At 69.2% G+C, this 18,521-nt stretch carries 14 protein-coding genes; 8 read left to right on the top strand and 6 right to left on the bottom strand.

Annotated elements, in window-relative coordinates; genetic code table 11:
- Positions 1 to 132: 132 nt before the first annotated feature.
- Together ACWDRB_RS20040 and ACWDRB_RS20035 are read right to left on the bottom strand one after the other, a co-directional pair.
- Entirely contained in the window at positions 133 to 777 is a 645-nt protein-coding gene (locus ACWDRB_RS20040; RefSeq protein WP_397373738.1) for a LuxR C-terminal-related transcriptional regulator, read from the bottom strand.
- Positions 765 to 2,006, bottom strand: a complete 1,242-nt coding sequence (locus ACWDRB_RS20035; RefSeq protein ID WP_449895749.1) for a sensor histidine kinase — start codon at positions 2,004 to 2,006, stop codon at positions 765 to 767. Before ACWDRB_RS20035 ends, ACWDRB_RS20040 begins: the two co-directional genes overlap by 13 nt.
- A gap of 112 nt (positions 2,007 to 2,118) precedes the next feature.
- Between ACWDRB_RS20035 and ACWDRB_RS20030 the strand changes: the two genes are divergently transcribed.
- Entirely contained in the window at positions 2,119 to 2,988 is an 870-nt protein-coding gene (locus ACWDRB_RS20030; protein ID WP_449895747.1) for a CPBP family glutamic-type intramembrane protease, read from the top strand.
- Between the two features lie 286 nt (positions 2,989 to 3,274).
- On the opposite strand, the gene ACWDRB_RS20025 is transcribed toward ACWDRB_RS20030, so the two are convergent.
- The 3 genes from ACWDRB_RS20025 to ACWDRB_RS20015 all read right to left on the bottom strand — a co-directional run bounded on the left by ACWDRB_RS20025 (position 3,275) and on the right by ACWDRB_RS20015 (position 6,951).
- Positions 3,275 to 4,510, bottom strand: a complete 1,236-nt coding sequence (locus ACWDRB_RS20025; RefSeq protein ID WP_449895745.1) for a WD40 repeat domain-containing protein — start codon at positions 4,508 to 4,510, stop codon at positions 3,275 to 3,277.
- Between the two features lie 250 nt (positions 4,511 to 4,760).
- Complete coding sequence (locus tag ACWDRB_RS20020; RefSeq protein ID WP_449895743.1) at positions 4,761 to 5,441, bottom strand: hypothetical protein; 681 nt, start codon at positions 5,439 to 5,441, stop codon at positions 4,761 to 4,763.
- Positions 5,442 to 6,180: 739 nt separating this feature from the next.
- Complete coding sequence (locus tag ACWDRB_RS20015; RefSeq protein ID WP_449895741.1) at positions 6,181 to 6,951, bottom strand: hypothetical protein; 771 nt, start codon at positions 6,949 to 6,951, stop codon at positions 6,181 to 6,183.
- 470 nt (positions 6,952 to 7,421) lie between these two features.
- Between ACWDRB_RS20015 and lepB the strand changes: the two genes are divergently transcribed.
- From lepB to ACWDRB_RS19980, 7 genes are all read left to right on the top strand, one after another.
- Positions 7,422 to 7,937 (top strand): signal peptidase I, encoded by a 516-nt coding sequence (gene lepB, locus ACWDRB_RS20010; protein WP_449895739.1) that lies wholly within the window; start codon positions 7,422 to 7,424, stop codon positions 7,935 to 7,937.
- A gap of 359 nt (positions 7,938 to 8,296) precedes the next feature.
- Complete coding sequence (gene ligA / locus ACWDRB_RS20005; protein WP_449895737.1) at positions 8,297 to 10,372, top strand: NAD-dependent DNA ligase LigA; 2,076 nt, start codon at positions 8,297 to 8,299, stop codon at positions 10,370 to 10,372.
- 550 nt (positions 10,373 to 10,922) lie between these two features.
- A complete protein-coding gene (locus tag ACWDRB_RS20000; RefSeq protein ID WP_449895735.1) occupies positions 10,923 to 11,552 on the top strand; it encodes an HNH endonuclease family protein in 630 nt (209 codons plus the stop codon).
- Between the two features lie 818 nt (positions 11,553 to 12,370).
- Positions 12,371 to 12,712: a hypothetical protein gene (locus ACWDRB_RS19995; protein ID WP_364250027.1), complete on the top strand. Its 342-nt coding sequence runs from the start codon at positions 12,371 to 12,373 to the stop codon at positions 12,710 to 12,712.
- Positions 12,713 to 13,130: 418 nt separating this feature from the next.
- The gene (locus tag ACWDRB_RS19990; RefSeq protein ID WP_449895733.1) at positions 13,131 to 15,479 is read left to right on the top strand and encodes a WD40 repeat domain-containing protein; all 2,349 of its coding nucleotides are present in this window, start codon (positions 13,131 to 13,133) and stop codon (positions 15,477 to 15,479) included.
- Between the two features lie 390 nt (positions 15,480 to 15,869).
- Positions 15,870 to 16,826, top strand: coding sequence for a cyclase family protein (locus ACWDRB_RS19985; RefSeq protein WP_449895731.1), 957 nt, complete (start codon positions 15,870 to 15,872; stop codon positions 16,824 to 16,826).
- 265 nt (positions 16,827 to 17,091) lie between these two features.
- A complete protein-coding gene (locus ACWDRB_RS19980; protein WP_363972680.1) occupies positions 17,092 to 17,754 on the top strand; it encodes a class I SAM-dependent methyltransferase in 663 nt (220 codons plus the stop codon).
- A gap of 59 nt (positions 17,755 to 17,813) precedes the next feature.
- Here the strand turns inward: ACWDRB_RS19980 and ACWDRB_RS19975 are convergent, their stop codons facing one another.
- Positions 17,814 to 18,485 (bottom strand): winged helix-turn-helix domain-containing protein, encoded by a 672-nt coding sequence (locus ACWDRB_RS19975; protein ID WP_449895729.1) that lies wholly within the window; start codon positions 18,483 to 18,485, stop codon positions 17,814 to 17,816.
- Between the last annotated feature and the right edge of the window lie 36 nt (positions 18,486 to 18,521).

The raw sequence follows: 18,521 nt of genomic DNA, 5'->3' as shown, positions 1-18,521 counted from the left end.
TGCCGCGGCGGCGGGACGACTTGCGTGGGGCGGCCGTGCTCCGGTCGCGGCAACTCCTGGGCGAGGGCGGCCTGCTCCGCGGAAAGCCGCGGTCGGCGACCCGGCCGCGCGCCCGGCTCGTGGTGGGCGGTTTCAGGTGCTGTCCAGGTAGGCGAGTACGGCGAGCACTCGGCGGTGGCCTCCTTCGGCGGGTGGGAGGCCGAGCTTGGTGAAGATGTTGCCGATGTGCTTGTGAACGGCGTTGTCGGTGATGAAAAGCCGCTTGCCGATGTCGTTGTTGCCGAGGCCCTGGGCCATCAGGGTGAGCACCTCGCGTTCCCGCTTGGTGAGCGCGTCGATGGCGCTCGTGCCGCCTCCGGCCAGCAGCTGGGCGATGACCTCGGGATCCATGACGGTGCCGCCTTCGGCCACCCGGCGCAGGCCGTCGACGAACTCGCTGACCCGGCTCACCCGGTCCTTGAGAAGGTAGCCGACACCCCCGTGGCCGTCGGAGAGCAGCTCTCGCGCGTAGACCTTCTCGACGTACTGCGACAACACGAGCACCGGCAGGCCGGGATGCGCGCGCCGGATCTCCAGCGCGGCCCTGATGCCCTCGTCGCGGAAGGACGGAGGGAGCCGGACGTCGACGATCAGCGCGTCCGGCCGGTGCCGGTCCACCGCTTCGACCAGGCCGGGATGGTCGGTGACGACGGCGGCTACCTCGATGCTCTTGGTGCCCAGGAGGAGTTCGAGACCCGCGGAGAGCAGGACGTTGTCCTCGGCGATCACGACTCGCACGGCAACCCCACTTGTATGGCGGTCGGGCCGCCTGGCGGGCTGGTGACGATCATGGTGCCGTCGAGCGCGGCGACCCGGCGACGGATGCCCGTGATGCCGGTGCCCCGGTCCTCGTCGACGCCGCCGATGCCGTTGTCGGTGACCTCGACCAGCAGCCTGCCGCCCTCCCGGGTGATCCGCACCCGCACCTGGGTGGCGCCGCTGTGCTTGGCGGCGTTGGTGAGCGACTCCGCCACGACGAAGTAGGCGGCGGCCTCAACCGCCGCAGGCAAGTGGCCGAGATCGTCGAGGTCGGTCTCGGCGGGCACGCCTGAGCGCGCGGTGAGCGCCGCCAGCGCACCGAGGAGTCCTCGGTCGGCGAGGATCGGCGGATACATGGTACGGATCACGTCGCGCAACTCCGTCATGGCCTCCTCCGCTCCTTCGTGGGCCTCCCGTAGCAGGTCGGCCAGGTCGCCGGTGTCGTCGGGAAGCGACTCCCTGGCCACCCCCAGCCGCATGGCGATGGCGACCAGCCGGGCCTGCGTGCCGTCGTGCAGGTCCCGCTCGATACGGCGCAGCTCCGCGCCATGGGCATCCAGCACTCCCGCGCGGCTTTCGGCCAGTTCGCCGACCCGCCGGGCGAGCTGGTCCTCCGCCGAGGGCTCCAGCGCGGCCAGGCACCTGCTCGCGTGGAAGCCCGCCAGCCTGGGCACCGCCCAGTACGCCAGGGCTGCGAAGCCTCCGACCTGGGCGAGTCCCAGGGCCAACGCGCTGCCCCACCCGGTCACCGGGAAGACGCCCAGCAGCCGCAGCGGTAGATCCGGTGGGAACAACCACCACAGAGGAGCCGCGAACACGGTGAACACCACCGTGCCGACACAGAACAACGCCGCCAGCCCCGCCGGAACACCCGTCACAATGTGCCTGAACACCCAGCGGACATCACGCCTGGTCTCCGGGTCGTCGAGCACCTGACGCCACCGCACGCGAATCCCCTCGCCCAGCGTCATAGGCCGGGCAGACACCTGCCTGCCCAAAAGCGCGGCGGCGCGACGGCGGTGCCACTCCGCCCACCGCCGCAGCCCGGCCATCGCCCGTGGAAACAGTACGAGCCCGACGCCGCCCAGCCCGGTCGACAGCACCGCGGCCGCCAGAAGCGGCGGCACCATCATCGTGGCCATCGCGGTCGGCAACCCGAGCAGGAGGTATCGGCTACCCCGCCACATCTTCCGCCCTCGTTCACGCACGGCATCCAGTCTGGCCACCGCAACCGGGGGACGCACTACAGCGGACTGTAATACCGGCCGGGCCGCCTGCCCCATCGTCAGCGGATCGGGGTGAGACCTACCGTCCGTGGTCATGACCACGAAAACCCTCCACCACCCCGCCGTGCCATGGTCCAGGATCGCGGCGTTCCTCGCCGTCACCTTCAGCGGCATCTGGGCCGCCGGCGCCGCTGCCTGGTTCAACGGCGGCGACCTTCACGAGGACGCGGCCGCGCCCATCCTCATGATCGCGATGTACACGCCGACGTTGGGAGTACTCGTCACGGCGACGCTGACAGGAGAGCTGCGCCGCCCACGCGACCTGCTGAAGCAGACGGGCGTCCTGCCATCGCGGTCGCTGCCCAGGGTGGCCGGCTACAGCGCAGCCGGCCTGCTCCTCCCGCCGCTCCTGGCACTCGCCGCCCTGGGCGTCAGCTCCGCCGCCGGCGGCTTCGCCTTCCACGATCCCCTGCCCCTCGGGGGGCTGGCGAGCATGCTGGCCTCCCAGCTCCTGATCTTTCCGCTCGGGATGGTCCTGACGTTCGGTGAGGAGTTCGGGTGGAGCTACCTGCTGCCCAAGCTGCTCCCGCTCGGGCTCTGGCGTGGCCTGCTGATCAGCGGGGTGATCTGGGGAGTGTTCCACACCCCGTTCACCTTGCAGGGGTACCACTATCCCGGCCTGCCGGGCGGCCTGGCCGTGCTTGCCTTCACCACCGCGTCGGTGCTGCTCGGCGCACTGCTGGGCTGGCTGCGCCTCGCCGCCGGGAGCATCTGGCCGGCGGTCGCCGCTCACGCGGCGGCTAACCTGATCGCCTCCGCGTTTCCTGCAATCCTGGGAAGGCCCGTCAACGTCGCCGACGCCGCCTTCCACGCATCGCTTTCCGGCTGGCCGGGCTGGCTCGTCATGGCCATCCTGCTCGCCGTACTCGTCGTGACGGGACAGTTCAGGAAGCTCGCGGTCTAAAGGCCAGTTTCCCGGCCTCCAGCGATCGTTACCTGCCTGTTCGCAGACACGAGATGCTGGACGCCGAGGGCCATCCCTACGCAGCTGGGGCCACCGGACACCTGCAAACTGAGACGACCAGCACGCCCACCGGGGACAAAGCCCAGCGCCCACCACGCAGATCAAGGTTGTCCGCTCAGCGGAGGGTGAAGTCGGGGTCGTGCCAGAACGCGATCGCGCCCGCCAAAAACGGCAACCGCACAGTCAACGGATGCGGTTACGACCGCAGTCGCCCGGGTGCCGGCGATCAGCCGCCGGGCTTGGTGAACTCCACGCCGTCGAACCGGAACACCGTGGTGCGGCCGGGGTAGTCGCTGACCGCCAGAAGTCGGCCGTCGGCGGAGAAACCAACCTCCTGGTACCAGCCCGACCGCTCGCCGGGTACGGCGAAGTGCGGCTCCAGCGGTTGTCCGGTCGCAACGTCATAAACGACGACCGGGCCGCGGTGGAGAACGCCGGCGAGCAGGGTGCCGTTGGGTGACAGCGCGAAGTCACCCAACCGCTCGCACCCCTCCCACTCGTCCTCGATCGCCCAGCACAAGTCACCGGATTCCACCGAGACGCCAAAGCATCCTGACGTCGCGCCGCTCGCGACAAGGATCTGCTCGGTCCCATCGAACGCCAGCTTGTCGAACCGGTGACTGATCCCCTGGAACCCTGCCGGGAAGGGGAACGGGGCAGCGAGCACTCGCTGACCTGCGTCGACATCCCAGATCTCGAGGTCGTACTCCGTATCGCGATTGTCCGGGTCGTGGGCGAGGCCGAGGAGCCGACCCGACGGCGACAGTGCGGCGGTGGTCTGGAAGCGTTTGCCTGCCGGAAGATCGAGGCACGAATCGCCGTCCGGGCCCAGCACTCGCAGCGCGTGATCGTTGTCGACCATCAGCATCCGCCGGCGGGCGGTGTCCCACCCTGGCCGGGTGTAGGGCAGGCGTTGGACATGACCGGTGGCGAGCGCCACCGTGTAGCTCACCTCCGCCATGGAGATCGTGTCGCGGACGGTGAACGTCAGGTGCGATCCGTCCGGTTCGAACATCACGGTATGGATCAGTGAGTACTGGTACGCATCGGTGTACACCACCTGGCGCGCGCCGGTCCGTAGGTCGACTGTCTGCACATCGGAGCCGGCCGCCCCGATCCGGTCGGGGATGCCGCGGGCGACCGCGACAGTGTGGCCGTCCGGGTGCAGAGCGATCGCCACGACGCCGTTCTTCGCCTGTGTCGCGCACTGTACGACGACGTCGCCCGGTTCGCTTGCCGCGACGTCGCGAAGCAGGGCGTACCCGTCACGCATCTTCTCGGCGACGACCTTCTCCATAGCCTCGCGCGCCGCGTCTCCGTGATCGAACGACTTCGTGCGCCCCTGAGGCTTCCCCGTGCCGGCCCACCAGTTCCGGTGCAGCTCAGCCCCGTCGACCCGGAGTTCCAGGTACTTGGGCTTCGAGGTACCGGGATGAGTCAGGAGAATCTGGTCACGATCCACCCGCGGCATTGTAGAGGTCTCCAGCGCACAAGTAGGCAGCCCACCTCAGCTGCTCCTCCTCGGGTTCGAGGTCCCTTCTCGCAGGTCAGAGCGAGATGATCTTTTCAGGTACGCAAGCACGTGGACCGGCCTTCAAGGCATGTCGCGGCCGCGCGGCTACGCGCCGCACGCATCGGTGATCTGCAGCCCGAGCAGCGCGGAACCCACCCGCATACCTGGTCGGCTCGCGGCGCAGCGCCTGCACCAGCTATCAGGACAGCCAGTTCCGCACGAGGGCGAGCATCGGGTTGGACAGCCAATTGACGACGAATGCGACCAGGATGCCCAAGAGAAAGAAGACGATTTGAGTGACGAACCCCCTGCGGTTCTGTCCGGTGAACTGGCGTCGCAAGACGTCGTCGAGCGCCTTGACCTGTTCGGGCGTCAGCGCCGCCAGCCGTTCGGTACTGTCCACCTGCGCGCTGAGCTGCTGAAGCGCGACCAGCCGCTCCTGCAGGTAGCGCTCGAGTTCGCGCGAGACCGCCTGCGCCTCTTTGACCATGTCCTGCAGCCTTTTGACGCGCTCGGTCAGGATAAGTTCCCGCCGCGCCACCCGTTCCCGGCGACGGGCCAGCAGCGTGGTCACCCCCCACAAGGAACCGCCGACCGCGGCGATCGCTCCTGGCACGCCGAGCGCGACCCACCAGTAGAACCTGTCGAGCAGCGCCTGTCCCGCCGGTGCCTCCATGTCAACGCCTGCCAGCGACCCGACCAGGCTGATGACGAACGGCGTGCCCACCACCACCCATGCGATGAGGCCGCCCACAAGCCAGAGGCCGACTTTGGTGTCGTCATCAGCCGCAGACCCAGCTTGCGCTTTCTCGGCAGAAGCGCCGGGCTGGCCGCTGGACGGCTTGTCGGCCGGAGGCTCGTCTTCAGAGGGCGACGTCATTGCTACAGAGTGCGATCCGGGGACAGCGCATGGCAAGCCCTCCGCCATCATGCCTGAGTCCGTCGCAAAGCGGGGCCTAGGCTTACCCGCCGTGACGATCGACCATAAGCCACTGTTCAGCGTCGAGCCAGCGCCTCGTAGGCGGTGGAGCGACCGATCTTGAGCGTGCGGGCATCCTCGGGGTCCTCGATCCCTGAGCGGTCCCGCGATCGGTGGGGACTCCATTTCGTGGTACGCGGCAGGCAGGTGGCCGGGCGGCTGCTCATCCGCCGTCAACGCCGCTTCTGGCGGTGGCGCTGGTGACGGTTGAGGATGGCCTTGAGCCGGGTCAGCGGGGCGGGCTGGTTGCCCTTGACGATGAATTTCGGCGGCGGCCGCCCTCGGAAGGACACCGGCCCTGGCTCCTGCCGCGGTTGAGCACCTCCTCCAAGGAGTCGGCCGCGGGAGGGCATCGATGGCGGTCTCGCGGGCGCGAGCGACCCACGCGGCGCCGGCACTGGTCCCGGTCTGCAAGCCAAGAGTCCCCAGCAGCGGCTGACCGGTCTGGGCCGGTAGCGAACCGGGCCACGCCGAGCCGGCTGAACTCGGCGTGGCCAGTCCACACGCGCGGACGCCAGACCGAGCAAGCGCGATGTCCCGGCGTGGCCGTTGTGACGGACGTTCTCCGGGATACGTACTGGTAAGCGGCCTTTAGCGGTACCCGGGGCTAACAGAAAAGGTAGCGAAGCCGGTTCCGGGCTCAGCCGGCGACTTGGCTTTTCGGTGGCGCGGAGACGCTGACCTTCGAGCCCCATCCCGAGTAGCTGGTCTCGGTGCTGAAGCGCCCGTCCCCTACCTCGACGCCGTCGGCGACGTGGGTGGAGGCCAGGTGCGAGGTGAGGAGCTTGCGAGGGAGATTGTCAGGGCCGAGCGTGAGCCTGTACTCCACTACGGTCTTGTCGCCCTCGCTGAGCGGCGATGACGCGCGGAACCAGGGTGACGCCTTCGCCAATGCCGCGTAGGTGAGTTTGCCGGAGTACGTACGGCCCTGCTTCTTGCCCTTGAGCAGAACCTTCAGCGTGGCAGGCTCGGCCGGGTTCACGAGCTGGGAAAAGGTGCCGATGTAGCTGCCTGTCATGCGCAGGGGGTCCACGAGGTACTTCTTGCCGTTGGGCACCTCGCCGTACATCGGGTGCGTGGTCCAGCTCTTGCCGTCGACCCAGATCGTACGCCCGCCGCTCAGGGAGTACATGTAGTCGAAGATGCCGCCGGTGTGCTTGTTGTAGTCGGTGGTGATGTCGGACGCGGCGATGCCTTTCTTGCCGAACTGCCACTTCCCGGACCGCCGAAGGAACGTGATCTTCTCCGAGTCCTGCAGTAAGGACGTGACGTCGGTGAACTTCACCCCCTTGCCCGCCTTCAGCTTGCCCTGCAACGTCTTGACCGGGTCCGCCGCGGCGGCCTGGGCGGGGGTGGCGGCTATGAGCATGGTCATGGCCGACACGACGGCGCCCGCAATCATCCGATTCATGAGGTTCCTTTCCATGGAGATCGCAGATTCTGCCGTTCCTTGATCACGACCTGGTGAACGCGAAGTCCTTCATCGGCAGGTCGCACTCGAGCACCAGATACAGGCTGGTCGATCCTGTCGGTGGCAGGCTCCTGCACGGTCCCGAGTAGCCCGCCCAGCCGTTGAGTTCGTGACCGGCTTGATCACCGCCGTCGCCCTGCGCCCCGGTACCTGCGGCCGAGCACCACGAGGCCGCCGGCACAGCCGACCTGTTCGCTGTCGCGCCGCGCGGATCTGCCGAGTCATGCCCCGGATGGCAGGCGTTGAATGGGACGACCAGGACGGATTTATCGGCGAAAACCACAAGTTGGGCGCGGTAACGGCCAGGTTGCTGTGGGTTTTCGCGGTCAGTGAGCTGATCACCACGCGGTTCGGCGGGCGTGGCCGTGGCATAACCCTCGCCAGGGCTCACCATTCGGGATAATGCGCCGGTGATTCGCGTACGTACAACCGCTTTATCCCTCTTGCTCTTACTGGCTTCCACTGCTGGTTGCGGAGTTGTCGGCACGTTCACCATCACCATGTCGGGTGAGTCGATGGAACCGACGATCAAGGCGGGCGCGAACCTGTCGCCACGCAGCACCGATGGACACTACGCTCCCCACCTCGGCGACGTCATCGTCTATCGAACCCCCAAGAACTGGGCCAATGCCGCGCCAGGTGAGTTACACGTATCACGGGTCATCGGCGTACCGGGAAGCACGGTGAACTGCTGCGATCCTCAGGGGCGGCTCCAGGTGAGCGGCAAGGCGCTGGACGAGCCCTACCTTGCCGCGCCTCCGGCCTCGCATCTGCGGTTCGAGGTTCAGGTCCCGCCCAACCGGCTCTGGGTGATGAGCGACAATCGTCACGCCGCTCTGGACTCTCGCACCCACCTCGCCGATCCCGGCAACGGGACCATCGACATCTCCGACGTCGCCGGGGTGGTGGATCCCGCGAGACGGTAAGCGTCCTCGCCACCTGCCGCCGGCCGGCACGCAGCCGGGCCGGCTGCGTCGCTGTCGGTTGTTCCAATCGGATGTCATCAGCCTGAACATCTCCGGGGTCTCGGAACGCACCCACTTCGCTCGAACTCGGTGTGGACTTCGTTGACTTGCCAACATGCTGCTGCGCCGCGTCACCATCGCAAACCACTTCAGGGAGACTTTTTCGGGCTCGGTGTAGGGGGCGGGGTGGCCTGGCGGCTGCTGCGTCGTCATGACCGCCGATCCGTGTCGGGGCAGCGTCCGAGGCGCCGCAGTCCGATCGCCGGTTTGGAAGGGATCTGGGTCTCGGAATTGTCGGTGGCTACCGGCATGGTGGTGCCATGACCGAGACGCCGCCCTTCACCGTCCTCGCCGATGACACGGCCTACGCCGAGGCCGTTCAGCTCGCCGTTGACTCCGCCGCCGCCTACTACGCCGACGGCACCTCCACGCTTGACGACGACGCCTACGACCGGCTGGTGCGGGGCATCCAGGCGTACGAAGAGGCCCACCCCGAGGCGGTGCTGCCGTCCTCGCCGACGGGCAAGGTGGCCGGCGGGGCCGTGGTTGGCGACGTGCCGCACACGGTGCCGATGCTGAGCCTGGACAACGTGTTCGGCGCCGAGCAGTTGGCCGACTGGGCGGCCTCGCTGGAGCGCCGGCTGGGCCGCCCGGTGACGGCGTGGAGCGTGGAGCCCAAGCTCGACGGGCTGGCGATCTCGGCCCGCTACCGGCATGGCCGCCTCGCGCAGCTGGTCACGCGGGGCGACGGCAGCGCGGGCGAGGATGTCTCGCACGCCATCGGCACCATCGTCGGGCTGCCCGATCGGCTGGCCGAGCCGGTCACGGTGGAGCTGCGCGGCGAGGTCATGATGACCGCCTCCCAGTTCGAGGAGGCCTGCGCCAAGCGGCAAGCCCACGACGGCACCACGTTCGCCAACCCGCGCAGCGCGGCCGCGGGCACGCTGCGTGCCCAGGACAGGCCGTACGTCTGCGAGCTGACATTCTTCGCTTATGGGGTGTTGCCACCTTCCGACGACGACTCTGAACTGGCGGTGCGGCTGCGGGAGCTGCCGCACAGCCAGATCATGGGCTGGGTGGCCGCGCAGGGTGTGCAGACCACCGCCGCCACGCCGGTCGCCGGGATAGTGGCCGACAGCGTTGAGCGCGTGCAGGAGCGGGTGGAGGAGATCGCGGCGGTCCGCGCCGAGCTGCCGTTCGGCATCGACGGCATCGTGATCAAGTGCGACCTGGCCGCCGACCAGGCCGAGGCCGGGTTCAGCTCGCGGGCGCCCCGCTGGGCCATCGCCTACAAGCTGCCCGCCACCGAGAAGATCACCAAACTGCTCGCCGTGGAGTGGAACACCGGCCGCACCGGCATCATCGCGCCACGCGCCGTGCTGGAGCCGGTCGAGCTCGACGGCAGCATCGTCACCTACGCCACCCTGCACAATCCCGCCGACATCGCCCGGCGTGGCCTCATGCTCGGTGACAGCGTGACCGTCTACAAGGCGGGCGACGTCATCCCGAGGGTCGAAGCGCCGGTCGTGCATCTGCGCACGGGTGAGGAGCAGCCGATCGAGATCCCGGCGGCCTGCCCGTCCTGTGGCGACGCCATCGACAACTCGCAGGAGCGGTGGCGGTGCGTGCGCGGGCGCCAGTGCCGCGCAATCGCCTCCATCGTCTACGCCGTGGGCCGCGACCAGCTCGACATCGAGGGCCTGGCCGAGAACCGCATCAAGCAGATGCTGGACGCGGGCCTCATCGCCGATTTCGCCGACCTGTTCTTCCTGACCCGAGAGCAGCTGCTCGGCCTGGAGCGCATGGGCGAGACCAGCACCGACAACCTGCTGGCCGCCATCGAGCAGGCCAAGACGCGGCCGCTCAGCCGGGTGTTCTGCGCGCTCGGCGTGCGCGGCACCGGCCGGTCCATGAGCCGCCGCATCGCCAGGCACTTCGGCAGCATGCAGGCCATCCGCGCCGCCGACGCCGAGGCGATCCAGCAGGTGGACGGCATCGGCCCGGAGAAGGCCCCGGTCGTGGTGGCCGAGCTGATCGAGCTGGCCCCGCTGATCGACAAGCTGGTCAAGGCCGGCGTCGCCATGACGGAGCCGGGCTGGACACCACCCGCCGAGCCTGGTGACGCGGAGGCCGACGGCGCGTCCGAGCTGCCGCTGGCTGGGATGTCCGTCGTGGTGACCGGCGCGATGAGCGGAGCGCTGGAGGCGCTGAGCCGCAACCAGATGAACGAGCTGATCGAGCGCGCGGGCGGCAAGGCGTCCTCCAGCGTGTCGGCCAAGACATCACTGCTGGTGGCGGGCGACAAGGCCGGGTCCAAGCGGGCCAAGGCCGAGAGCCTGGGCGTGCGGATCGTCGATCCGGAGGAGTTCGCCACGCAGGTCAGCGCCTTCCTGTGAGCACCCTGGCGCCACGCCGGGACGCGGTGTCCCGGCTGGCCGTCTCGAGGACCGTACGGCTCTTCGCGCCGCGGCTACGACTGACGGGATGAGCACCCAGCGCAGTCCGGTCCTCGGCGGGGCGAGCTGGAGCATCGGCGTCGCCCTCACCGAGGGCACACCCCGTGAACCCCACCTGGGCCGCCCCGAATCCGGTTGCCTATCTTGCGCCCGTCAACGCAGAAGTGCCCGATGGACATGAACTTTGGTGATCTCGACGAGCCGCCGTGCCAGGCTAATGCACTACCGGCGCCTCCTTGGCTGGAGCGCTCGGGGCGGCGTGGGGGGTGCTGGGCACGGGTTGGCGGGCGGCGGCCGGAAAGTCGCACGCTCAGCGGGGATGGGCTGCGCAGGTGTCCTGGAGCCGTCTTCACCGGCCCGTACTGATCAGCCTCGCAGGGCACAGTGTGCCGCCGCGCCACAGGAACGTGACGCACTGAGTAGCGCCGCCCGCAACGGGGACTTACCGGGTATGGATGGAACCATGATCCTTTTGAGGCGGACAATCCACGTGACCGTGCTCGCCCTCTTGGTCCTCCCGATCATCGCCATCCCGCCGGCGGCGGCCGACACCCGCAAGCGGCCGCAGGCCGAAGCCGGCGCCGCGCTCGCCCGCCGTATGTTGTCCCAGTTGAAGGTCGCCAGGGCGTTATCGATCCGCGGCTATGCCCACCGGCGCTTCCTGCCCCGATGGGCGCACCACAGGGGTAAGTGCGACACCCGGGAGACGGTGCTGGCACGCGACGGGCGACGCGTGCGCAGGAACGCCACGTGCTACCCCGTCAAGGGCCTCTGGTACAGCCCGTACGACGGCAAGTGGCTGAAGAGCGAGAAGCATGTGGATGTCGACCACGTCGTGCCGCTGTCGTATGCCTGGCGTTCCGGCGCCAGCAGGTGGAGCCAGGCACGCAGGCGCGCTTTCGCCAACGACCTCACCCGACCAGAACTGGTCGTCGTCAGCCACTCCGCCAACATCGCCAAGGGTGGCCAGGGGCCGCAGAGTTGGCGTCCGGCGCGCCGCGCCTATTGGTGCCGCTACGCGACCTCATGGATCACCGTGAAGCACCACTACCGGCTCTTCGTGACAAAAAAGGAGAAGAAGGCTCTGCTCAACATGCTCCGCACCTGCCGGGGACGTTGACATATCGCCTGTGACCTGGCTCGGGATCGAGGAGGAACCGCGCAGGAACCGGCGGTACGGCCCGAAGGGCTGTTGTTGCCCGAGATGCGGTCGGCGACGGTGGCCTGTTCGGCGGTACCGGCGCGGAAGTACGGGGCGGTGGTGTCCAGGGAAGCAGGCCCGAGGAAGGCCTCTACCAGGCGCTCGGCGGGGAACTCCCCTTGGCAGGGGGACGTCCGAGGCTCGGGTGCCCTTGTCGCATGCGCCTGCGGGGGCTGTTCAGGGGAAACGAGGGTCGTCGGGACGGTAGCGGGCACAATGCGCGAGCACCCCCGACGTCCCTCGCAAGGTCCACGCGGCATGGACGCCCAGCACTCGGACACGATGGACCGCAGCCGTGACCAGGTGCTCAGTGCCAACCCAACGGCGTGCTCGTAGCCGGGGCCGAGGATCTCCTGCCGGGCCAGGCACTCGACGTGGGATGCGGCGAGGGCGTCGACGCGCTCCGGCGGCCCGCCGCAGCCAACCCACCGCAGCCAACCCACCACAGCCGGCCCACCGCGGCCGCCCCACCACAGCCGGCCCACCACAGCCGGCCCACCACAGCCGGCCCACCACAGCCGGTCCACCGTGGCTGGCCCACCGTGGCTGGCCCACCGTGGCTGGCAGGTCACCGCGGTCGGCAGGTCACCGCGGTCGGCATCTCCGAGGTCACCCCTGTGCCGCGCCACCGCTGCCGCCACAGATGTCCAGCGCCGCGTGTCCTGGCCGCATGCGGACACGCATCACGTATCAGCCGTCGTGGGCGTCCCTCCTAAGGAGCGGAAAGGAGCGAGACGATGGCCACTTACACGATCGACAGCTACAGCGTGCGAGTCTGGTCCTCCAGGCCGACCACGAACCTCAGCCCCGGCGTCGCCGTCACCGGGATCTACCTGTACGAGGGCGGCACCTACCGGGGTTACGCCTACTTCTACCCCGACGGCACCCCGCTGGCGCCGCCGGTGATCGACGCGGCCGCGGGCCAGATCTTCATCCATCTCAACCTGTCGCAGCTCACCGGGATCCTGCAGTTGCTGCGCGAGGAGAAGCCGGTCTATCTGTACGAGTTCGGCACCACGAACGCCGGGCTCATGACGGGCACCGAGCCCACGGGTGAGGAGGAGGGCATAGCGGGCTGACCCTCACTCTCGGGGCAGCCATCACCCGGCATCGGTCGGCGTCAGCGCGAGATGATTTCGTCGCGGCGTGACTGCCCCCTTTCAGGCGCAGGCCTTGATCGCGATGGTGATCGTCTCGCTGAGGTTCTCCGACACCGCCATACAGCGGGTGTCGCGGCGTGGGTCGGTGGCCTTGATGAGGACACGACCTCCTTGCAGGTCAAAGCGAGACGATCTTTTCTGGCGCGTAAGGCGCGTTGACCGGTTCGCACAGCACGGGCGGAGGGGGTCTTGACGGTGTAAGCGCGGCGCGGGCAAGGGCGAGGGATCGTGATCCGGCTGCGCGCGGTGCCGGGCGAGTCGATCGTCGAGGGCGTGGACGAGGGGTGGTTGCCGCATCCGGGCATCACCGGCGCGGGCCGGTGTTAGCCTGCTCGTCGTGTCTACTGGCGATCATGACTTACCCGGCTCCGGCCAGGCACATGCCTCGGGCCAGGCGTCGGCCGACGAGACGCTGGGCGATCCGCGTTTCCTGATCCACGCCGACCCCGACGAGGTGATGGCGCTCGCGTCGCGAGCAGACGGCGCCGAGGCGCGGCTGGCCGCGGCGGTCTACCGCACGTCGGCCGGCCGGCATCGTGACCTGCCTCCCGCCGCGCGCCGTCAGGTCCTGACCGTGGACGCCGCCCGGTGGCAAGCCGATGATCTGGGGCGACGGCTCGCCGAGACGCCGGACGAGCACGGCGCGGCCGCTCCGTACCGGGTGGAGTGGGCAACGGGCACGGCACTGAAGGGCGCGCTGCTGTGGTCGGCCGATCTGCCGGACCACGAAAGACTCGGGCCGGCCGCAGTCTGGGCGATGGCGGCCGGCGGGCCGCCGGACCAAGCCGTGGTGACGGTCGCGGCCTTCGGCCGTGACGGCTGGACCTGGGATCTGGCGTCGGGCAGTTGCGTCGGCAGGCCCCTGTTCGACGACGGAGGAGTCGAAGCCCTGGAGAGCGTGGTGCTCGACGGCCGTCGATCGCTGGTCGTCAGCGGGTACAGCATCGTCGACGACCTCGTACGGGCGAGCGTCTGGGTGATGGACGTCGGCTCCGGGGAGCGCGTCGGTTCGCCGTTCGTCACCGAAGGTCACGTAAGCGATCCGCTGGCCGTCACCACGGTGGCGGGCCGTCCGGTGGCGATCTCCGGCGGATCGGCGGTGAAAGTCTGGGACCTGCTCGCGCAGCGCCCTCTCGGCACGCCGTTCGAGGCGCACGGCGACACGAGGGTGGTCTCGATCGCCACGACGACCCTGGACGGCCGCGCGGTCGCGGTCACCGGTGACTACGACGGCTTCGTGCGTGTGTGGGATCCCCTCGACGGGACGGAGGTCGCAGCGCCGACAGAGACTTCCGGCCGGCCGGAAAGCCTGCTCGCCCTGTCTCTCGACGGCCGCCCCGTCGTGGTCACCGGCGGCTACGAAGGCCTGGTCGAAGTGCGGGATCTGCGCGAGGGGACTCTCGTCCGCGAACTGCTGCCCGAGGACGTACTGGCGCGTGGCAGCAGTTCGCTCGCCGCCGCCGAACTCGACGGCCGCTCGATCGTGGTCGCCCTCGACCGCGACGGGCGCGTACGAGTGCTGGACCTCGCCACAGGAGAGCCGCTGTGCGCGCCCCTGCCTCCAGGGCGCGGAAAACCTGATGCGATCCGCGTGGCCGAGGCCGGCGGCCGTCCGATCGCCGTCACCAGCGGCATGCTCTCGTCCGTGGTGCAGGCGTGGGATCTGACCGCCGCGTGCGCCGCGCCAGCCGCCGGAGCGCCGCGCGGCCTGCCGGGCGACATCACCGCCCTGACGGTCTGCGAGGTCGACGGCCGCGAGGTCATCGTCACGGCCCACCACGACGGCCCCGCCGACGACCCCAGATGGGGCGAGGGGTACGTGTGCGTCACCGACCTGGCCGACGGCACTGCGGTGACCCCCGCCATCCCCACCGGAGAAGGACGGACACAGCTCGCCCTGGCCGACTTCCACGGGGATCCCATAGCGGTGATCACCTGTAATCAGCGATTCGTGCCGCGGCTGCTGCGATTGCCTGAGGGTCAGGAGCTGGACATCACGTTCACCACCTCGGACTACCGGCAGGACCACAACGGCCGGATCACCGCGCTCGCCACCGGCCGGCTGACCGACCGCCCCGTGGTGGTGACCGGCGGACGGCACAACCAGGCGCGCGTGTGGTACCTGGACAGCGGCTCTATGTGTACGGCCGTCGCCGGGCGCGGCGGCGGGTACACCCATGTCACCGCCACAGCCGTCGGCTCGCTTCGAGGCCGCGCCGTGGCGGTCACCGCCGGACACGGGTCCGACACGCCCGAGATCCGGGTGTGGTGGCTGTCCAGCGGCCGCCCGGTCTGTCAGCCGGAGACAGGTCACAGCGGAGCCGTGAACGCCGTCGCGATCAGTGACCTGGACGGCGCCCCGGTCGCGGTGACCGCCGGTGCGGATCAGACAGTCCGGGTGTGGGACCTGAACAGCGGAAAACTGGTCAGAGACCCCCTGACCGGGCAGATGGCACCGGTTATGGCCGTGGCCGTGACCGAACTGGACGGCCGCCCCGCCCTGGTGACCGGCGGCGCGGATCGAACCGTCCGGATGTGGGATCTGGGCAGCGGGCGCCAGCTGCGACAGGCGGATCTGCCCGGCGCGGTGTCGCATGTCGCCGTCGCGTCGGGCGGCCGGCTGGTCGTCGCGTTCGGTGACGACATCGCCGTCATGTCCCCCCAGCACCTGGCGGCTGAGCGGTGAGATGTCCGGGTTCATCCAGCTCTATCCGCTGAGCGCCGATCTTCAGTCGGAGATGTGGACTCTCTGTGCTGAGACGGGCGGGGCTGGTGGGAGCTTCTGGCCGTCTTCACAGCGACTGTCAGCCACTCCGGCAAGGTAACCCTTCATCCGAAGCCCGGACCCGCGAGGAGTGCGACGCCGAGCACCATGGCGGAGAAGGTCACGGCGATGGCCTGGATGATCTTTCCTGCTGGGTTCTTTCGGAGGTCGGGGTCGCCCTCGGACGCGAATCGAGGTCACACCGTCTCGCCGGCCCGGCGAGGTCATATCAAAGAGGTCATATCAAAGGAGAGGGCGGGATACCCTGCCTGCGGTGCCTCGAACCACGTGACCGGAGGAGTCGATGCTGGGATGACGGCGGAGCGACCGATGCCCACACAGGACGACGTGCTCGAGTACTTCGACACGCTGTCGAACTGGGGACGGTGGGGCGACGACGACGAGCTCGGCACTCTGAACCACATCACCGACGACGTCCGGCTGGCGGCGGCGCGGGCCGTGCGCCACGGCAGGAGCGTGTCGTGCGCATGGGAGGTCGCCGTACCGGAAGACATGGAGCGGTCGACGACGACGTGCCCGTGCGCCGCCGACATGCCGGGTGCCGAGAACATGCCGGTGGCCGCATTCCACAACGACCGGCGCTGGGGCTTTTCGTCCGAGCGGCTCGGCGTCACGTTCCACGGCAACACCCTCACCCACATCGACTCGCCGTGCCACATCTTCTGGGACGGCACGATGTACAACGGGCGGTCGCACTCGCTGGTCGACGCCGCAACGGGATCGGCGTGGGCGTCCGTCACGGCGGCGGCGAACGGGATCATCACGCGTGGTGTCCTGCTGGACATTGCGAGCGTGCGGGATGTGCCGTGGTTGGAACCGGGGCAGGGTGTGTTTCCCGACGATCTCGAGGAGGCCGAGCGTCGCCAGGGTGTGCGGGTGCGATCCGGCGATGCGGTACTCCTGCGGACCGGCTATGGCCGCGTCCGGCACGAGAGCGGTGCGGTCAGCGGTTTCACGCAGGCCGGCTGGCACGCGTCCTGCCTGCCGTGGCTGCATGAACGGGAGGTCGCGCTGATCGGCGCTGACACCCCCCAGGACGTTCAGCCGTCGGGGTACGAAGACGTGTTGATGCCGGTTCACGCCGTGAGCCTCGTCGCCATGGGTCTGTGGATGCTCGACAACTGCGACCTGGAGGCGTGCGCGACCACGGCCGCCGAGCTCGGCCAGTGGGACTTCCACCTCGCAGTCGCGCCGGTCCGTTTCGCCGGCACGTCCGGCAGTCCGGTCAACCCGATCGCCACATTCTGACCGCGGTTCACGCGGAGGTGCGACGCCACCTCGGCGATCGAGGCGATGGCCTCAGCGCGCCGGTGTTCCGAGGCGATGGTGCGGGCGACCCGCTCGGCTTCCCGGTGACGCGCCATGAGGTTTTGGTGCCCCAGCCAGCTCCCCGGGCTGGGGCATGTCGAGATTATGGCCTTAAGTCCGATTTGTATAGCTTTGGTGAGTAATTTTCCTTGACCGCCCTTGCAAGGACGCCCCGATGCCCCGCCACGGCAGGTATGAATAGATCATGACCGCGCGTTATGACGGCCAGGCCGACTGGTACGACGAGTACATCGGCTCCAGTGCCCACGTCACCACGCAGGACATCGTCGACCTCCTCGGCCCCGGCGAGGGGCCGTGCCTGGACGTCGGCTGCGGCACCGGCCTCTATCTCGACGCCATCCGCTCCACCGGCCGGACCGTCATCGGCCTCGACCGCTCCGCCGACCAGCTGCGCCTGGCCCGCCGCCGGGACCCCGCGCCCCTCCTCCAGGGCGACGCCACGGCCCTGCCGTTCGCCACGGGCACGTTCGGCACCGTCACCGCGATCTGGGTCTCGACCGACATCCCCGACTTCGCCGGGCTGCTGCGGGAGGCGGCCAGGGTCCTGCGCCCGGGCGGCCAACTGCTGTTCTACGGGGTGCACCCGTGCTTCAACGGCCCCCACATCGAATCCCGCGAGGACGGCGCGGTGATCATCCATCCCACGTACCGGATCAAGGGGTGGCACAAGCGCTCGCCGTGGTGGCGCAAGGGCGGGGTCCGGGACCGGGTCGGGATGAGCCACGTGCCGCTGTCCGACCTGATGAACGCCTTCGTCGACGCCGGGCTGGCCGTCGGGCGCGTGTACGAGCCGCAGGAGCGCCCCGTACCGTCCGTCCTGGCCGTCAGGGCGTTCCGGCCGGGCTGACGCTCAGCGGCCGGGCACCGGCAGCAGGGCCAGGTGCTCGCTGGTCACGAGGTCGAACCTCAGCGCCAGCGACACCAGCGCGTGACGCTGCCAGTCGGCCTTGCCCTCACCCCCTGCGGGCTTTTGACGTGCAGCTTCTTCTCGGCCAGGTAGCCGATGTGGAAGCCGATGGCGGTACGGCTCAGCTCCAGGTCGGGGAGCCTCTCGGCGATCTCGGGGATCGTCGGTATGCGCGACGTCGAGGGGTCGCGCAGGCGCGGCTCGCACAACGCCACCAGGATGCGGAAGTACTTGGCGTTCTGGTCGAGCGGGTAGGCGACCTGCGTGGCCGCGCCCTCGTCGGCGCGGTGCGGCGGCACATGTACGTGCTGCGGCGCGAACACCAGGAACGAGACCGTGCCGTCGACCGCCGGCAGGCTCACCCTGGAGAACTCGAACGGGATCGGCGCCCCCATCCGCCCCGGCGGCACCTTGACGAACTCCCCGCCCCCTTCCGGGTTCTCCACGACGTACGTCTTCGAGGTGCTGAGGTTGGACAGCAGCCAGTAGTCCCCCACCGCGACGATCTCGCCGGCGCGCCGGGAGACCGCGGCGTCGTCCAGCCGGAGATCCACGGGAGAGCCGGGAGCCCCGCGCCCGAAGAGCGCCTGCTCCCCGGGCGCGAGCTCCAGCGAGTACGGCCGGTCGTCGGTAGGCGCCGCCGCCATCTGGATCAAGATGGTGCTGTGCATCCGCGGGACCCTACTCGCGTGCCGGTGAAGGCGTCC

The sequence above is a fragment of the Nonomuraea sp. NPDC003707 genome (assembly GCF_053587055.1).
The sequence above is the reverse complement of the archived record's forward strand: the minus strand, read 5'-3'. Positions and strand labels throughout refer to the sequence as shown.

Excerpts from the sequence above, each read along its gene's own strand:
- ACWDRB_RS19985 (WP_449895731.1), top strand. The coding sequence starts at position 15,870 with ATGACGGCGGAGCGACCGATGCCCACACAGGACGACGTGCTCGAGTAC.
- ACWDRB_RS19975 (WP_449895729.1), bottom strand. The coding sequence starts at position 18,485 with ATGCACAGCACCATCTTGATCCAGATGGCGGCGGCGCCTACCGACGAC.
- ligA (WP_449895737.1), top strand. The coding sequence starts at position 8,297 with ATGACCGAGACGCCGCCCTTCACCGTCCTCGCCGATGACACGGCCTAC.
- ACWDRB_RS19995 (WP_364250027.1), top strand. The coding sequence starts at position 12,371 with ATGGCCACTTACACGATCGACAGCTACAGCGTGCGAGTCTGGTCCTCC.
- ACWDRB_RS20020 (WP_449895743.1), bottom strand. The coding sequence starts at position 5,441 with ATGACGTCGCCCTCTGAAGACGAGCCTCCGGCCGACAAGCCGTCCAGC.
- ACWDRB_RS20030 (WP_449895747.1), top strand. The coding sequence starts at position 2,119 with ATGACCACGAAAACCCTCCACCACCCCGCCGTGCCATGGTCCAGGATC.
- ACWDRB_RS20015 (WP_449895741.1), bottom strand. The coding sequence starts at position 6,951 with ATGAATCGGATGATTGCGGGCGCCGTCGTGTCGGCCATGACCATGCTC.
- ACWDRB_RS19980 (WP_363972680.1), top strand. The coding sequence starts at position 17,092 with ATGACCGCGCGTTATGACGGCCAGGCCGACTGGTACGACGAGTACATC.